Below are 16,507 nucleotides of genomic sequence, written 5' to 3' on the forward strand. Positions count from 1 at the left end.
TTTCCACTTCGTAAAAGTTGTCGCTGTTTTTACTCCAATACCCACTCCGCCAACTTCCCCGTCACCTGCGTCATCAACACATTTTCAACATCCCTTGCCCCGGCAGCACTGCACTTGGCCAACACCGCCTGCACAATCCCGGCATCAAATTCAAACTGTTTCCCGGTCGCAGCCTTGTAGCGCCCACGCAATTTCTCCAGTTTCGCCAGCACAATCCCTTCCAGCGTCGCTTCATTCAGCGGCCGATACGCCACCACCGTCATCCGCGCCAGAAACGCTGGCCGAAACGCTTTCAGCAACACTTTATGCAGCGCTTCATTGAACGCATCAGTGCCGAGTTGCGCGACCGGTGTATCGAGCAGCAATTCGGCCCCGACATTGCTGGTGGCCAACATCACAGTGTTTTTGAAATCCACCACCAATCCGGTGCCGTCTTCCATCACGCCTTTGTCGAAGACGTTGTAGAAGGCTTCGAGCACATCCGGATGGGCTTTTTCGATTTCATCCAGCAGCACCACGGAATAAGGTTTTCGCCGCACCGCTTCGGTGAGTACGCCACCGCTGCCGTAGCCGACGTAACCCGGCGGGGCGCCTTTGAGTTGGCTGACGGTGTGGGCTTCCTGGTATTCCGAGAGGTTGATGCTGATCAGGTTGCGTTCGCCGCCGTAGAGCGCGTCGGCCAACGCATAAGCGGTTTCGGTTTTGCCCACGCCCGTGGGGCCGACCAGCAGGAATACCCCGACCGGTTTTTGCGGGTCGGTGAGGCCGGCGCGGTAGGCTTGCAGGCGTTGGGCGATGGTGTTCAGCGCGGTGCTTTGGCCCATGACCCGCTGGCCCATGCGCTGGCCGAGGGTGCGTACGGCGTGGGCTTCGTCGGCGAGCATTTTGCCCACTGGAATGCCGGTCCAGCCGGCAATCACGGCGGCGACGGTTTTGGCGTCGACCTGTTCCGGCACCAGCGGATCGTCCTGGCGAATGGCGTCCAGACCGGCCTCGAGTCGTACCAGTTCAGCGGCCAGATGATCGATGCGGCTGTCGGTGGCTTCGTCCGGTTTTTCATTGTCGGCGCGCTCGCTCAAGGTGAGTAACTCGCGGCGGGTTTCCAGCAGTTCGCGCACGGCAATCCGTTCTTCGTTCCAACGGATTTCCAAGTCGCGTATAGCTTGCACGTTACCGATGGATTCGGTTTCCAGCAGGGTGATGCGTTCGCGGTGATCGAGCCCGGTGGCTTGTTCGCGACGCAGGCGTTCGACTTCATCCTTGAGGCTGTTCTGGCGATGGCGCAGGCTTTCCAGCGGTGGCGGCACGTCGTGCTGGCCGAGGGCGACCCGGGCACAAGCGGTGTCGAGCACACTGATGGCCTTGTCCGGTAACTGGCGCCCGGAGATGTAGCGGTGGGACAGTTTCACTGCTTCGTGGATCGCCGCGTCCAGCACCTGCACGCCGTGGTGCTGTTCCAGTTTCGCGGCCACCCCACGGAGCATTTCCACGGCGGTGGTTTCGTCCGGTTCCTCGACTTGCACCAACTGAAAACGGCGGGCGAGGGCCGGGTCTTTCTCGAAGTATTTTTTGTACTCAAGCCAGGTCGTGGCGGCGAGGGTGCGCAACTCGCCACGGGCGAGAGCGGGTTTGAGCAGGTTGGCCGCGTCGCTGCCACCTTCCGCGCCGCCCGCGCCAATCAGAGTATGGGCTTCGTCGATAAACAGAATGATCGGTTTGTCGGCGCTGCGCACCGCATCAATCACACCTTTGAGCCGCTGTTCAAACTCGCCTTTGACCCCGGCGCCGGCCTGCAACAAACCGAGGTCGAGCACCCGCAGACTGACTTCCTGTAGCGACGGCGGTACATCGCCAGCGGCAATGCGCAGGGCCAGGCCTTCGACCACGGCCGTCTTGCCCACCCCCGGCGCGCCGACCAGGATCGGGTTGTTCTGCCGACGCCTGAGCAGGATGTCGATGCACTGGCGAATCTCGCCGTCGCGCCCGACGATGGGGTCGATGCGCCCGGCGTGGGCGTCGGCGGTCAGGTCCTGGGTGAACTGATCGAGCACCGAATCCTGTTTCGGCTGCGGCTTGCCGGCATTGACAGGCCGCGTGCCGCCGACGTGTTCGCGAGAGTTTTCGGTCCACTCCAGCAGGTTGTTGCGCAAGGCTTCCCGCGGAATTTTCAACAGCGACGAGGCGCTATTGAGCAGCAGGCTGCGGCGTTCATCGCGGTCGAGCAAGGCCAGCAGCAGCAAGCCGGAACGGATGCTGTCGAGACCGAGCACGCTGGCCTGAACCACCGCGTCTTCGAGCAGGCCGATGGTTTGCGCCGAGAGCGCCGGGGTGCGGGTGCTGCCGGATTTGAACAGTTCCAGGGCCTTGTTGATTTCCGCCGTCAGGGCATCGCGTTCCAGGCCAAAGCGCGGCAGCAAGTAAGCGAAGTCACCGCCCTCGATGTCCAGCAACTCCAGCAACAAGTGTTCGATTTCGACGTAATGATGACCTCGTTGCAGGCAGCGTTGCGCGGCGCGTTCGAGGGCGCGGCGGTTGTCCGGGTTGAGGCGTCCGATCAGGCTGGCCAGTTCCATGTTCAGGTGATCTCCAGCTGACGAAGGCGGGTTTCGATCTGCTGCACGGCAAGGCTGGTCTGGCGTTGCAGGCCACCGTTCCAGCTGAGCAAGGGCGGGGCCTGGCGACCGAGTTTTATCGGGCCGGCACCGCGTACCAACAGCACCAGCGTGCAATCCAGATCGGGGCCGAAATACAACGCGCTGAGGCTGGCCAGTGCCGGATGGGATTCGCCTTCCGGAAGAAATCGCGCCGCCTGCGCCGAGGTCAGCGGGCCAAGGGTCAGGCGGATGCCGGCGTGTTCATCCCAGACCCGGGTGCCGGCCACGGCGCTGCGGCCCAGTTGCAGATTGCGCCCACCCGGTTGCAGGCGGCTGCGGCTGGCGGGTGGGATTTCTCGCCAGGCACCTTCATAGGCGCTGAGTGCGACCGGCAGTTCGAAGTGCTCGCGCACGATTGCGGCGAAGCCGGCGAGGGAGCGACGACCGTCGGCAAACAGCGCGCTGCACGCCAGTACGGCGGAATCGGGAACGGCCTGACGTTCCTGCAAGGCTTTGGGCAACAACCCGGTCAGTGCCCGCAGTTGCGCCTGCACCGGGGACGCGCCGGGGGCCGTGAAGCCGACGGCAATCCGGTGTTTGCGCATCACTTTGTACAGCAAGCTGAGCAAGCGATGCTGGAACAGGTCGAGGAATTCTGCTGGCGCATAGTCCTTGGCGCGGGCCCGTTGCTGCAGCCATTCCTGATAGGCGTAGGGCAGCGGGCCGTCGGGCCCGCCGAGGCCAAACACCGGCGTGCTGAGCGTCGGTTGCTGGCCCGCTTCCTGGGTCAGGCTTTCGATTTCGCTGGCGGAAAAAAGCGCCGTCAACGGCCCGCGCAGGCGCAGGGCTTCCGCTTGAGGCGCGGTGCCGCTGCCCAGGGATTCGGCTTGCGGGTGTTCGCGTTCCAGCAGCAGCAATGCCTGCAACAACTCGAACGCCTGTGGATCGCGCCGCAGCTTCTGGCTCAGGCTCAGAGGGAGAGTGGCATGCCGGCTTGGGGTTGCCATGTCTTGACCTCCTTGTCTGACTGGACCAGGACCGTGCGCACAAAGCGATTGGCCGTGGCATAGAGTGAAAAGAACTGCGCCAGCACCGCCGAAAACAACACGGCGCTGCTGCCAACGAAATGCTGCGGATCGAGTTGCAGCTGAACTTCCAGCCCATTGCGCCAGCCGCGCCAGGCATCTTCGCCAACATGGGCGATCACCCGTTCGCAGCCAAGGCCGAGCAAACCTTCGATCTGCCGCAGGGCGCTGGTCTCGTCACGCAGGTTGTGCAACTGGAGGATTTCCTTGAGGGCATCCAGCGCCTGCGGCCCTTCGACCAGCGACAAATGATTGAGGGTCAGTTGCGACACCAGCCGCCAACGGGATTCGCCATCCAGGCGCGGCAAACTCTGTGGGCTGGGCGGATTACGCAGGCGAGCCCAGGCCACCGGCCCCGGTCGTTCGAAACCCAGCGGCGTACCGGCCGGCAGGCTCTGGGCCAAGTGTCGGTTGGTGCACAGCAGTTCGGCGGTGAGGCTGTATTCGGTGGTTTCGGACAGTGGATCGAGCCGGGTGTCCACCAGGCTCACCATCAAGTCGGTGCCCAGGCGATTCGGGGTCATACCGCTGACCCGTCGCGAATGCCAGTAGCATTGCTTTTCACCGCCGATATGTTGGCTGCCGTAATAAGCGGGAACGCGCAGCACCCCCTGACTGGAACTGGCGCGCATCGCCCGGATGCTGTGGATCTCGACACTGTTTTCACGGTGGTTGTCGGCGACCAGGCGGTACTCGCTGCGGGTGCCGTCCGGGCGCAGAGGCTCCGAGGTTCGCGGAAACAGGTTGATCACCGGCGCACAACCCAAGGCGAAGTCGCTGGCCTGCAGGTGCAGACGGTTGGCCGGGGCGCGGTCGAAGACGATGTACAGGTACAGCGTCTGGCTGTCACTGGCGGCACCGGCCAACGGGATATCGAAGAAGTTGAATTTGTCCGGGAAGGCAAAGTATTCGGCGAGCAGACGCATGCCCGGATGCACGCCGTCCTCGTCCGGCAACAGCACTTCGTCGCTGGCAAAACCGACGATGTCTGGCAGACCCGCCAGCACTTTCGGCACGCTGCCGATGGGGCCGGCCAGCACCTTCACAGCGTGGGCGCCGAGCAGGTCATACAGGCAGGCGTTGATCACCGGGGAGGCGGCAAGATGCACGCGCAGCTGTTGGATCGCCAACGTTGACCATTGGCTTTCACCCAGGCAACGCAGGCTCAGGCGCAGGGCCGAGCGCGCTTGCGCCACACCGGTCAGGGCCTGGGCTTCATCGCTGCCCAGCAACAGCGCTTCATTGATTTCCAGCGGCCACAAGCGAACCGCGGCGCTGGTGCGAAAATGGATGCTTTCACCTTTGCTGGTGGTGACGAACAGTGGCGTGTCCCTTGGCAACGGGTAACCGTCGGCGAGGTTGCCTTTGCTCGGGTCCGGCTCGAACTGCACGATCGCGCAGGACGGTAGCGGGCGCATGGCCAACGGGTAAAGCTGCTCGAGCAAGGCGTCGCTGAATTCGGTGTAGTCGTCATCGAGCCGCCGTTGCAAGCGCGCCGCGAGCAAGGCGAAACCTTCGAGCAGGCGTTCGACATGCGGGTCGGGGCATTCACCGGGGGACAGCTCCAGGCGTCTGGCGACCTTGGGATAACGCTCGGCGAAAATGCTCCCGGCGTGCCGCAGCCAGGTCAGTTCGCGCTGGTAGTAATCGAGCAGTTGCGGGTCAATCGAGTCGCTCATGACGCACCTCAAGGCCATCGCCGGCCTTCTCGATGACAAATGCCACGGGCCAGTGTTGCTGGCCGCTGCGCAACTCGCCCAGTAGCCGAATGCTCAGTTGCTGCGGATGGCCTGGGACCGGATTGACCTGAACCTCGCCCAGTTGCAGGCGCGGTTCGAAGTGGGTGATGGCCTCGCGCACTTCCCGCGCCAACTGACGACGGTCATCGCTGCGCTGCTGTTGCAAGGCGGTCCAGTCAGCGATGCCGTAGTCGAGAATGCTCGGCGGGAAGGTCAGTGGACGTTGGCCGCGTCGGGTATTGAACAGGCGCAGCAACTCCGTATGCACCGAGTCGAGCAACCCCTGGCGATCGAACCCCTGCACAGCGTCGACCTCGCTTGCGGCGAGGCGCTCGAACAGCGGTGGGAGGATGCCGGTGCCTGCCATGGCCGACGCGTCCGCTTACTTGACGAGCTTGTTGGCGGCCATGTCCCAAGTCGAGGCGGCCGTGCCTTCCTTGGTACCGTCGTCTTTCTGGGCGGTGAGTTCCCATTTGATCTTGGTGAAGTTCAGTGACAGGGTTTCCACCGGTTTGCCCCCGGTACCGCCACTGACGCTGACGTTGGACAGCACCACGTTGGTCAGGGTGTAGATGATGAAGGGCATCAACTGACCGCTGCCTTCGGCGGCGTTGCGGCCGATGGTGATTTTGGCTTCCGGGATGGGTTTGCCGGCGCAGCAATACTCGTTGAGGGAGGGGGTCGAGCTGTCGACGAATTTGGTCAGTGTGAACTCGCCGATGTGCGGTTTGCCGGAGGTCCGCTCCGAGTTGCTGACGTCGTTGGTCACCTGCATCGCCACGTTGTGGCTGTAGGACATGACTTCGATCTTGTCCTTGTAACCCTCGAGCAGGCTATCGCCTTTGATGTCGCCGCCGAGGTCGAGAATGATTGCATCCATCGCATGAGACTCCTGAAAGTTAATAGTAGGGCAATGCCCTGTAGGAGCTGCCGCAGGCTGCGATCTTTTGATCTTGATCTTTCGCTCACGACTCAATTGTCCGGGGAAAGATCGCAGCCTCGTTGCACTCGGCAGCTCCTACATGGTGTTCGGCATTACATGGGGCTAGTGGTCAGGCGGCTACCGGTGGCGGCAGGGTCGCGACCAGGCGGATCGACGCGGTCAGCTCTTCGAGCTGGAAGTGCGGCCGCAGGAACACCGTGGCCTTGTAGGCACCCGGTTTGCCGGCAACCTCCGTCACATCCACCCGGGCTTCACGCAACGGGTACTGCGCCTTGATCTCTTGCGGCGCGTTGTCGTTGATCAGCACGTAGTCGGCGATCCAGTTGTTGAGGTAGGTCTGCACGTTGTCGCGGGTCATGAAGCTGCCGACCTTGTCGCGCATGATCACCTTCAGGTAATGGGCGAAACGCGAGGCCGCGAGCACATACGGCAACATCGCCGAAATCCGCGCGTTGGCGTTCGCCTCATTGGTGTTGTAGAGCTTGGATTTGTTGGTGGTCTGGCCGCCGAAGAACACCGCCACATCACTGTTTTTCTTGTGGCACAAAGCGATGAAACCGAGGTCGTTGAGTTCTTTTTCGCGACGGTCGGTGATCGCCACTTCGGTCGGGCATTTGAGCGACAGATCGCCAGAGGTGGTGCGGAAGGTATGAGCCGGCAAGCCTTCCACCGCACCACCGCCTTCGGCACCGCGAATCGCCGCGCACCAGCCGTACTTGGCGAAGGCTTCGGTGATTCGTTGCGACAAGGCCCACGCAGCATTGCCCCACAGGTATTTGCCGTGGTCGCTGCCGTTGACGTCTTCGACGTAGTTGATGCCTTCCACCGGCGACGTGTCAGGGCCGTAGGGCAGCCGCAACAGGAAGTGCGGCAGCACCAGCGACACATAACGCGAGTCTTCGCTTTCGCGGAACGAGCGCCACTTGATCAGCTCCTGGCTTTCGAAGACTTTCGACAGGTCACGGGGCACGGCCAGTTCGGTGAAGCTGTTCATGTCGAACAGCCGAGGGCTGGCGGCAGCAATGAACGGTGCGTGAGCGGCCGCGGCGACGTTCGAGAGTTTCTCCAGCAGGCCGATGTCTTGCGGGTGCCGGCCGAAGGTGTAGTCCCCCACCAGCAGGCTGAACGGGTGGCCGCCGAAGGTGCCGTATTCTTCTTCGTAGATCTTCTTGAACAGCGCGCTCTGGTCGAACTCGACGGCTTTTTCCAGATCGTTCTGCAGCTCTTTCTGGGTCACGTTGAGCAACCGCAGTTTCAGCCGGGAACTGGTCTCGGTGTTTTTCACCAGCAGGTGCAGGCCGCGCCAGGAGGCTTCGAGTTTTTGCAGGTCCGGGTGGTGCAACACTTCGTTGAGTTGAGCGCTGATCAGTTCGTCGATCTGGCTGATGCGGTCGTTGATCATCGCCACGGTGTCCTTGTCGATGGCCATGCCTTCGTCGAGTACCTGGGTGGCGAATTCCGCGAGCATGTCGCGGGCGTAATCCTGCTGGCTGTCGTCATGGGCCATGCGGCCTTTGGCGATGATTTCATCGAGCAGGGACAAGGTCTGGGCGGTACTGTCGCTGGCTTGGCTCTGGGCGGCGGATGAGGCGGGCATGGCAAATTCTCCCTAAGTGGATGAACGATCAGGCTTGCGGTTCGGCCGGTACTTCTGCATCGCCTGCGGGGGCGGGGGCGGGGGCGGGGGCGGTGGTTTCCGGGCGGGCAGACTTGATCTCTTGCAGTCCCTCGGTGTTGGCGATGACGTCGCGCAGCAGCTTGTCCAGATCATCGTTGCCGTCGAGCTTGGTCAGCAGATCGCGCAGACGCTGACGGGCTTCGAACAGACGCCGCAGCGGCGTGACCTGCTCAACCACCTTCACCGGATCGAAGTCATCGATGTGTTTGAAGTTGAGCTCGATGTTGAGTTTGCTGTCGTCGCCGCTGAGGGTGTTGGTGACCTGCAAGGTGGCGCGCGGGCCGATCGAGGCGAGCACTTCGTTGAAGTTGTCGCGGTCGATTTCGGTGAAGCGCCGTTCATTCAATTTCGGGAGTGGCTCCAGAGGCTTGCCGGAGAGGTCGGCGAGAATGCCGACCACCAAGGGCAATTCTTTCTTCTCGATGGCGTTGCCGATTTCGACGTCGTAGGTGATTTGCACCCGGGGCGGGCGGACCCTGTCGAGCTTGTGCTGAGTACTTTCTGCCATGGTGGCTGACTCCGATGCATGAGGCGGGTGCAATGCATCGGGAGGCCCGTTTCATCGCATTCCCTTACTGGACCGTAGGTTAGAAAGGGAGGGCAGAGGACCTGTCATTCCTTTGACGAACCTTCCACATTCGTCGTGCTGACCGAACTACCCAAGACGCTAGAACAGGTCTATAAAAAAGCAAACAAAAAGCATTTTTGGACTGTATCCAGAAAAGGAAAATTCATTTTGTACGCACATTTTTTTTCTGTGGTTCTGCTCCTGTCACTCGCCGGGTGTTCGTTGTTCGGGCCTCGTGTCGACCTCGATAACCTGACGCTGGACGTCGCACCCCGCGCCAACGATGACACGCCGATTGCGGTGGATTTCATTGCGGTAAACGACCCGGACCTGCTCAAGCAGTTGTCGGGCATCACCGCCCGCCAGTGGTTCGCCGAACGCGAGCAGTTCCAGCGTGACTATCGACAGTTGATGACGGTCTGGGGACTGGAGCTGGTGCCCGGTCAATTCATCGACAAACAACCCTTCCCGCTGGAGGGCAAGCGGGCGGCTGGACTTTTAGTCTTCGCCAGCTATAACACTCCCGGAGCACACCGGTTACGGCTGGACGATCAGAGCAACGCCTGGCTCAAGTTCGACAGTCGCGAGATGACGCTGGTCAGCGATCACCCGAACTGAACACAGGGATTAGGATGCGCGAACAGACATGTAGGAGCCCGGCCGTAATACCGGTCAGTTAAACGCGATCCATGTGGGAGCGGGCTTGCTCGCGAAGACGGCGGCACAGTCAACATTGAAGTCGCCTGACACTTTGCTTTCGCGAGCAAGCCCGCTCCCACAGGTTCCGCGTCTTAACCGACAGACATTGGGCCAGGCCGCCCATTTTTGCGCGGCGCCACGAGAGGTCGAAAGGAGTCGTATGAGTCTGCTACCTGACGCGGTTTGCTGGCATGAGGGCATGCAGTTATTGCCCCAGCATTTTCAGTTGCAAGGGCTGCGGGCCGAGGCGCTGGTGGCGCATTTTGCCCAGGCCTGTAATCCGTGGTTCTGGGGTGTGACTCGCGTCGAGTTCGATCCCTCGGCACTGAGCGCCGGGCTGGTACGACTGATCAATTTACAGGCGACCTTGCCGGACGGTTTGCCGGTCAATCTGCAGGCCGGTGTCGGGCCGATGCTGGAACTCGACGTCAGCGAGGCGATCGACGCTACCGACAACGCCACCGTCACCGTGTACCTGGCGATCAGTCCGCTGTGGCGCGCCGGGCAGTTGCTGCCGCTCAAGGGCCGATTGCAATCGGTGGTCGGCGATGCGTTGCCGGACCTCACGAGCGGCGAGTACCCCGAATCGATCACGGTCTGGCGTCCGAACCCACGCTTGTGCACACAACTGAACAAGGCGGATTCCGTCTGCCTGCCATTGCTGAGAATTCGCAAGGAGGGCGGCGGCTTTCTGCAATTGCCGTACACCCCGCCGACGCCGTGCCTGTTGCCCGAGTCGGTAGTGGGTCGGCGCGTGGTAGCGCTGTGTGCCCGCGCGCGGGAGAAATGCATGTTCCTCGCCGGTCGTTTGCGCCAGGCGCAGCAGGCCGGCAATCAGGACGACGCGCTGGAAATTCGCCGCCAGTTGACGGCGCTCTGGGCGCGGCTGCCGGAGGTCGAAGGCCTGCTGAACAGTCGAGTGGCGACGCCTCAGGCGCTGTATGGCTTGCTGCTCGGGTTGGCCGGCGCCTGGTCGTCGCTTGATCCATTGGCCGGTGTTCCGGCGTTCGCTCCACCGGATTTTCTGGAGTTGCAGCGCGGCTATGAAGCGGTGCTCGACTGGCTTGAAAAGACCCTCGAACTGATCCGCGCCGGATATCGCAGCCTGGCGTTCGAACGCAATGAACAGACCTTCTCGATTCAACTGCCCGACGATCAGCCGAGCCAACGGCTGGTCATCGGTTTGCGCATGCCCAACGGTGCCAGCGAGCAGGCCGCGAGCGAATGGCTGCGCGGGGCGATCATTGCGTCGCAGCCGCACATCGCGCTGCTCAGTCGCCAGCGTATGAGCGGTTTGTCCCATCAGGCCATGGGTCGCAATGAACAAGTGGCCTACAGCGTCGGCGACGATACGCGGTTGTTTGTGGTGACGGCCGAAGGCCCATGGTTCGACGGGCAGTTGCCGTTGCTGATTGCCGCACCGGCTTCCAGGCTGGCCAGCAGTCCATGGCAAGTGGTGTTGTTTGTGGCCCAGGCGAGTGAAAGTTCTTGATCAAGGAAGGAACGTCCTATGTCTGAGGGCAATGTCGGGTCGGGTGCACGAGGCCTCCACGAAGCGCCGCTGAGCAGTGCTTTTCGCCAGGCCTGGCAGCAATGGTCCCAGGACTGGAACCAGTTGCCCAAGGACAGCGAGGACCAAGCGCTGGTGGAGGCAGTGGTCGAACTCTCCACGCAAATCTCTCAACGACTGTGGCGAACCGCATTCGCCAAAGTCGGTGACGCCGCCACCGAGCACGTCAAGGCGCTGGTCTATGCCTTTGTCGCGCTGGTCGATGAAACCTTGCTGTTTACGCCGTGGCCGGGCCAGTCGGCCTGGCAGGAAAAACCCTTGGAGTCGAGGCTGTACGCCAGCCGTCAGGCCGGTGAGCGGATACCGCTGGCGATCAAGGAATTGCTGGACGAGCAGATCCCCACCACTCGCGATCTGGCCAACGTCTATTTGCAGTGTCTGGTGCTGGGATTTCAGGGGCGTCTGCGCGGCGAACCGAATCAGACTCAACATGAAAAATGGCGCCTGGCGTTGTTCACCTTTGCCTGGCAGCACGAGGCGGATTATGCCGCCGTCAGTGCCCGGCTCGAACAGCCTTCGGCCGTGCCGCCGCTGCAATTGCCCGTGCGTCTTTCGTTGCCCGACGGTTTTCGTCTGGGCCTGGGGATTCTCGCCATGGTGCTGCTGCTGACCGGGTTGGGGCAGTTGTTTTGGCGTGACATTCGTCTGGAGCTCGAACCGGTGTTGCAGATGACCGATGCCGTGTCCGCCTCGGAGCAAGACTCATGAGCACGCTGGGGATTATCGGCCTCGTCATTGCCGTGCTGTTGGTGCTGGCGATTGTCGGAGTGGCGGTCTGGTGGTGGCGTACGCAAAGCGGTGCGGCGATTCGCAGTTTTTACCTGGCGGTGCGGCACATGGAACAAGAGCAGGGCGCCCAGGACCGCTACCAGATTCCATGGCTGCTGATGCTCGGCAACGAAACCCAGGGTACGCAGTTGTGTAGCCAGTGGCGTTTGCAGCCGACGGACAAACCGGCTTGGTTCGGCCGCTGGTGGTCGGACCCTGAAGGAGCGGTATTGGTGGTGCCACAGGCGCTGTTTTTGCCGGACGAAGGCATGCACCTGCAACGGGGCGGCTGGTGGCGTCTGCTGGGATTGATCCTGCGCTTGCGCAGCCAACGTCCGCTGGACGGGGTGATCTGGACGGTGCCGGTCAGTCGGCTGGGCAACGTCGAGCAAGCCGCGACCCTCGGGTTGGCGGCGCGTCGACGCTTCATCGATCTGTTGCAACGGTTCGGGCTGAGCCTGCCGGTGTACGTGGTGATTACCGGCATGGAAGAGTTGCCGGGGTTTCAGGAATTGATCACCGCGCTGCCGGTCGAGGCTAGTGAACGCACGCTGGGCTGGTCGTCGCCCCACGGGACCGATGCGGTCTGGCAAGCGCAATGGAGCGATCAGGCACTGGATCAGGTGACTCGGGCCCTGGCGGAATCGATCATCGAAATCGGCGCCTTGTCCGGACAACTGAGCGCTGAACTGTATGGCTTGCCGGAACGCTTCGAAGCCTTGCGGCGCCATCTGCAATCTTTGCTGGAACCGGTTTTCCAGGGTAATGCGCAAGGTGAGGCGCCGCGTTTTCGCGGTGTCTATTTCACTGCCAATCAGCCCTCGGAAGACAGCGTCGACGGCTTTTCGGCCTACGACACCGGGTTGCAGCAGAGTGCCTTCGCCCGGCAATTGTGGCAGCGGCGGGTGGTCGCCGAGCGCGGTCTGGCCCAGGTGGTGCCGCGTCTGTTGCGCCTGCGTCAACGCTGGCAGCGCGTGACCGGCGGGGTGGCGCTGGTGGTCGCGGTGGTGTGGGGCGCGGGCATGCTGTGGGTCTGGCAGGATTCGGTCAAGGAGGCCCATGAACTGTCGCGCCTGCTGCAAGGAGCGCAGAAAAACTACGCGGCGGTCACCGATGAATCCCATCGGCTGGAGTCGACCCGGCGCAACGTCCAGGGTTTCTGGCGAGTGCTGGAAAAGGCGCCGGGCTGGAGCTTCACCTCCGTGGTATTTCCAACCTCCTGGTTCTCTTCGCTGGATGCCCAGGTGGCGAGCGAGTTGCGCCTGACCGCCCAGAGCCATTGGTTGCTGCCGTTGCACGACCTGTTGAACGCGGAACTGGTGCAACTCAAGACCATCCGCAACACCGAACGACGGGGCAACGTCGAAAGCGAAGATCCGGCCCAATGGCAAAATTACGTCAAGGCCAAGGATCTGGTGGAGCGCGCGGTGAATCTGGAGCAGCAGAACCAGTGGTTCAGTCAGGCGCTCAACAGCCCCAAGGCCTCCCTTGAAGACCTGGTGTTGTTGAGCAATAACGCATTGTCGCTGAACCTCAACGTCGGCACATTGCGCCGCGCCGATTTTTACAACCGGGCGTTGTTCGATGCTGATGGCAGCGACTTGCGACCGCTGGATCTGACCGTCGAGCGCCCGCTGATCGAGGACAATTTCCTCGGGCTGATGGAGCGCTGGCTGGATCAGTATTTCCTGGCCGACAATTTCGTGCGCCAGGCCGGTTATCTCAAGCTGCATCTGGAACGGCTGGAAGCCGGCAGTGGCAACTCCCTCACCGAGCTCGAGGATTTGCGAGCACTGGTCGATGACCTGCAAACCGTGATCGGCTTGACCAATTCGGCGTGGGGCCGCGGCAAGGGGCAGGACCTGGTGCCTGGCTACCGCGAGTTGCTGGACAACGTGCGCAAAAGCGCCTTGCTCGGACCGCAAGTGGAACAACAGTTGGAAATGCAGGCGGCCAAGCTGCAACAGAGCTTTCGTGATCAATGGATCGTCCAGGCCGGGTCCCGGGACAATCTATTGATCCAGCAAGGCAGCGGGCAACTGGTCTTGCAGGAACACGTGGTGCAGCTCAACAACGCGGTGCAGGCGCTGTTCAAGCGCGACTTCGTGGCCATCGCCTTACAGGCGGATCGCTCCGAAGCCCCGAATGGGCAAGGGCAGGGCGTTGATGGCGACGACCTCGACAGTGCGCTGAACTATTTCGCCAGCTACAAGAGTTACGCCGCCGAAGAGTTGCCGCGCATTCCCCCGGCGTATCGCGGCGCCTTGTTGCAAGCGGCCGAAGGCGCAGTGGTCAAGGCCATGTTGTCGAGCCTGCGCGAGCACAATGCCCGGGGCCATGGCGGCGTTTTCAATGTGCAGGCCTCCCAGGCAATTGCTTTGCAAAAAGCTTTTATCGAGGTGCGTCGCAGTGATCTGGCCACGCGTTTTCAATTTGCCTTGAACCGCCGCGCCCTGGCCGAAATCGTCAGCGGCTTCGACGAAGTCTTCGCCCAGCCGCTGTTCAGCGGGCGCACCGAAATCAGCCAGTGGGACGGCTCGAAAAACCTCGGCCTGCAACTGTATGGCGCCAACGACGTGCAGGATTTGAAACTGAGCCTCAAGCAGCAATTCAACACCATGCTCGGCATCACCGAACGCCGCACCTCGGCGCTGGAGTGGCTGAAAGTCCAGCAACAGAACCTCTCGGCGCTGGATTATGAACGCGTCACGCAGTTCAATGCGCTCAACGACGAACTGCTCAAGTACAAGGAGCAGAACCCCGCCAGTTCGCCGGCGCAGATCGAGCAATTGGTCAGTCGCGACTTCATCGAAATGGACGCCACGTCCTGCGGCCAGATCCTGCAAACCGCCAACCTGTCCGGCGGGCGCGGAACACTGGCGTTGCGGGCGGTGGATCTGCAACAAACCGCGATGCAACGCTGCCAGTTCCTGCAACAGCAACAGGCAGCGGCGGCGTGGAACGACCTGGCCAACTATTTCAATCAGTACCTGGCGGAGCGCTTTCCGTTTGCCAATGGCCTTCAAGCCGCCGATGCCGATCCGGCCAGGGTTCAGCATTTGCTGGAACTGATCGACAAGCGTTTGCCGGTGGCGCAGGCCGGATTGCTGCTGAGCCAGACCCCGGAACGCCTGGCCGCCGAGGACTTTCTCAATCGTCTGAAGCAAGCCAGCACCTGGCTCGGCCCGATGTTTGTGCGCGACAAGAGCGGTATGTTGGGGCTGGAGATGGACGTGCGCTGGCGCACCGATCGAGAGGAAGAGCGCGGTGCCGATCAGGTGATTGCCTGGGGCTTGAATGCCGGCAATCAACAACTCAGCTATCCCGGCGAGCCGCAGCCGAATCTGCGCTGGATGGTTGGCCAACCGATCCGGCTGACCTTGCGTTGGGCCCGAAATGGCTACCAGCGCCCGGCCAACGATCCGTTGCAGCCGAGCCTGGTGGTGCGGGATCTGGAAGCGGGCTGGGAGTACAGCGGTCCGTGGTCGCTATTGCGCTTGATGCGCTCGCACGTGTCGGTGCAACGCCAGCCGAACATGGACTACACGGACTTCCCGTTGACCTTGCGCCTGCCCGTGACGACGCAGGCCAGCACCACCACCGCCGAGCAAACCCTGATGTTTGTGCGCCTGTCGTTGATGACCCAGGGCTCGAAATTGCCGCTGTCCATTCAGCCCTTGCCAACCCGGGCCCCACGCTCTCCGTTCATGGTGACGCGATCGACCGCAGGCATTGCAGCCCATGACATCGAATCCCAAAAGGAGGGCCTGTGAATCAACCTTCAACGCCGTTGCCGGAATTGATCAGCCAATTGCTCGAACCGATCAGCGAGCAGGCTCCCTGTGGTCAGGATCTGCGTTATGAGCCCGAGTTCGACCGGTTGCGCGAACTGCGCCGCGAGGACGACACCAGTTTGCCCACGGGAGTGTGGCAGTCGTCGATCAAACGCGCCCAATGGCCAGAACTGGAAAAACTGACCACCAGTCTGTTGCTTGAACGCAGCAAGGATTTGATGCTCAGCGCCTGGCTGGGTGAGGCCTGGCTGCATCAGGACGGGCTCGAAGGTTTGCCGGGCAGCCTGGCGCTGGTGGCCGGGTTATGCGAGCGCTACCCCGAGCACCTGCACCCACAGGCTGAGGACGGCGATCAGTCATGGCGGGTGATACCGCTCGAATGGCTGGCTCGACGCTACGCTGAAGTGTTGCTGACCCGCGTGCCGCTGTTCGAGCCGCGCAACAATGAATTCGATAGTTTCTGTCTGGATGCCTGGCGTCGGTTGCAGCTGCAACAGGTACAAGCCAGTGACAGTAAAACGGCCAAGACCTCGGCCGAGAACGCGCGTAACGAACAGAAAAAACTCACCGAACAGATTCGCGCCATCCCGTTGTCATTCTGGTTGCGCAGCCAGGGCACGCTGCTGCTCAGCCAGCAGCACCTGCAACGCCTGGAGGTGTGGAGCGACGCTTATCTCGGCAATCAGGCCCCAGGCTTCAAAGCGTTGCAGGACGTGATTGAAGCGTTGTTGACGCTGGTTCAGGAGTTCATCGCCATGCACCCACGAAAACCGACCCCGGCGCCTGTCGAAATTCCAGCGGTGGCGGCATTGAGCCCGGCCGACGTGCCACCCGTCATTGCGACGCCTCAGGTGTTCAGCGAGCCGGCGAATCGTGAAGAGGCGTACCGGCAATTGCTGTTGATCGCCGAGTACCTGGCGCGCACCGAACCCCACAGCCCGGTGCCCTATTTGATCAAGCGGGGCGTGGAATGGGGCAACAAGCCTCTGAGTGAGTTGCTTGGAGAATTGATCAGCGCCGATGCTGAGTCCCGTCGACTCTGGACGCTGTTGGGCGTCCTTTAGTGCGT

General features: G+C 61.9%; 12 protein-coding genes. 5 read left to right on the forward strand and 7 right to left on the reverse strand.

The window, feature by feature from the left end:
* Positions 1-29: 29 nt before the first annotated feature.
* The 7 genes from tssH to tssB all read right to left on the reverse strand — a co-directional run bounded on the left by tssH (position 30) and on the right by tssB (position 8,547).
* Positions 30-2,573, reverse strand: coding sequence for a type VI secretion system ATPase TssH (gene tssH / locus ABH909_RS15935; protein ID WP_429434779.1), 2,544 nt, complete (start codon positions 2,571-2,573; stop codon positions 30-32).
* A gap of 2 nt (positions 2,574-2,575) precedes the next feature.
* A complete protein-coding gene (tssG, locus tag ABH909_RS15940; RefSeq protein ID WP_429434781.1) occupies positions 2,576-3,601 on the reverse strand; it encodes a type VI secretion system baseplate subunit TssG in 1,026 nt (341 codons plus the stop codon).
* Complete coding sequence (gene tssF / locus ABH909_RS15945) at positions 3,565-5,358, reverse strand: type VI secretion system baseplate subunit TssF (RefSeq protein ID WP_429434784.1); 1,794 nt, start codon at positions 5,356-5,358, stop codon at positions 3,565-3,567. The genes tssG and tssF overlap by 37 nt, the downstream gene beginning before the upstream one ends.
* A complete protein-coding gene (gene tssE, locus ABH909_RS15950) occupies positions 5,342-5,785 on the reverse strand; it encodes a type VI secretion system baseplate subunit TssE (protein ID WP_429434786.1) in 444 nt (147 codons plus the stop codon). Before tssE ends, tssF begins: the two co-directional genes overlap by 17 nt.
* Before the next feature lie 15 nt (positions 5,786-5,800).
* On the reverse strand, positions 5,801-6,298 hold the full coding sequence (locus tag ABH909_RS15955; protein WP_007906301.1) for an Hcp family type VI secretion system effector: 498 nt from the start codon (positions 6,296-6,298) through the stop codon (positions 5,801-5,803).
* Positions 6,299-6,470: 172 nt separating this feature from the next.
* Positions 6,471-7,958 carry a type VI secretion system contractile sheath large subunit gene (gene tssC / locus ABH909_RS15960; protein WP_008067879.1) on the reverse strand — a complete coding sequence of 496 codons (1,488 nt, stop codon included), beginning with the start codon at positions 7,956-7,958 and terminating at the stop codon, positions 6,471-6,473.
* A gap of 28 nt (positions 7,959-7,986) precedes the next feature.
* Positions 7,987-8,547, reverse strand: a complete 561-nt coding sequence (tssB, locus tag ABH909_RS15965; RefSeq protein WP_429434790.1) for a type VI secretion system contractile sheath small subunit — start codon at positions 8,545-8,547, stop codon at positions 7,987-7,989.
* 228 nt (positions 8,548-8,775) lie between these two features.
* Between tssB and ABH909_RS15970 the strand changes: the two genes are divergently transcribed.
* From ABH909_RS15970 to tssA, 5 genes are all read left to right on the forward strand, one after another.
* Positions 8,776-9,225, forward strand: coding sequence for a type VI secretion protein (locus ABH909_RS15970; RefSeq protein WP_429434792.1), 450 nt, complete (start codon positions 8,776-8,778; stop codon positions 9,223-9,225).
* Between the two features lie 241 nt (positions 9,226-9,466).
* Positions 9,467-10,798 carry a type VI secretion system baseplate subunit TssK gene (gene tssK, locus ABH909_RS15975; RefSeq protein ID WP_429434795.1) on the forward strand — a complete coding sequence of 444 codons (1,332 nt, stop codon included), beginning with the start codon at positions 9,467-9,469 and terminating at the stop codon, positions 10,796-10,798.
* Between the two features lie 18 nt (positions 10,799-10,816).
* Complete coding sequence (locus tag ABH909_RS15980) at positions 10,817-11,584, forward strand: DotU family type IV/VI secretion system protein (protein ID WP_429434798.1); 768 nt, start codon at positions 10,817-10,819, stop codon at positions 11,582-11,584.
* On the forward strand, positions 11,581-15,417 hold the full coding sequence (locus tag ABH909_RS15985; protein WP_429434801.1) for a type VI secretion system protein: 3,837 nt from the start codon (positions 11,581-11,583) through the stop codon (positions 15,415-15,417). Before ABH909_RS15980 ends, ABH909_RS15985 begins: the two co-directional genes overlap by 4 nt.
* The gene (gene tssA, locus ABH909_RS15990; protein WP_429434803.1) at positions 15,414-16,502 is read left to right on the forward strand and encodes a type VI secretion system protein TssA; all 1,089 of its coding nucleotides are present in this window, start codon (positions 15,414-15,416) and stop codon (positions 16,500-16,502) included. The genes ABH909_RS15985 and tssA overlap by 4 nt, the downstream gene beginning before the upstream one ends.
* The last annotated feature ends 5 nt before the right edge of the window (positions 16,503-16,507 follow it).

The sequence above is a fragment of the Pseudomonas sp. BS3782 TE3695 genome, assembly GCF_050435305.1.
Taxonomy (GTDB): Bacteria; Pseudomonadota; Gammaproteobacteria; order Pseudomonadales; family Pseudomonadaceae; genus Aquipseudomonas.

Excerpts from the sequence above, each read along its gene's own strand:
- tssC (WP_008067879.1), bottom strand. The coding sequence starts at position 7,958 with ATGCCCGCCTCATCCGCCGCCCAGAGCCAAGCCAGCGACAGTACCGCC.
- tssK (WP_429434795.1), top strand. The coding sequence starts at position 9,467 with ATGAGTCTGCTACCTGACGCGGTTTGCTGGCATGAGGGCATGCAGTTA.
- tssF (WP_429434784.1), bottom strand. The coding sequence starts at position 5,358 with ATGAGCGACTCGATTGACCCGCAACTGCTCGATTACTACCAGCGCGAA.
- tssH (WP_429434779.1), bottom strand. The coding sequence starts at position 2,573 with ATGGAACTGGCCAGCCTGATCGGACGCCTCAACCCGGACAACCGCCGC.
- ABH909_RS15980 (WP_429434798.1), top strand. The coding sequence starts at position 10,817 with ATGTCTGAGGGCAATGTCGGGTCGGGTGCACGAGGCCTCCACGAAGCG.
- ABH909_RS15985 (WP_429434801.1), top strand. The coding sequence starts at position 11,581 with ATGAGCACGCTGGGGATTATCGGCCTCGTCATTGCCGTGCTGTTGGTG.
- tssE (WP_429434786.1), bottom strand. The coding sequence starts at position 5,785 with ATGGCAGGCACCGGCATCCTCCCACCGCTGTTCGAGCGCCTCGCCGCA.
- ABH909_RS15955 (WP_007906301.1), bottom strand. The coding sequence starts at position 6,298 with ATGGATGCAATCATTCTCGACCTCGGCGGCGACATCAAAGGCGATAGC.
- tssG (WP_429434781.1), bottom strand. The coding sequence starts at position 3,601 with ATGGCAACCCCAAGCCGGCATGCCACTCTCCCTCTGAGCCTGAGCCAG.
- tssB (WP_429434790.1), bottom strand. The coding sequence starts at position 8,547 with ATGGCAGAAAGTACTCAGCACAAGCTCGACAGGGTCCGCCCGCCCCGG.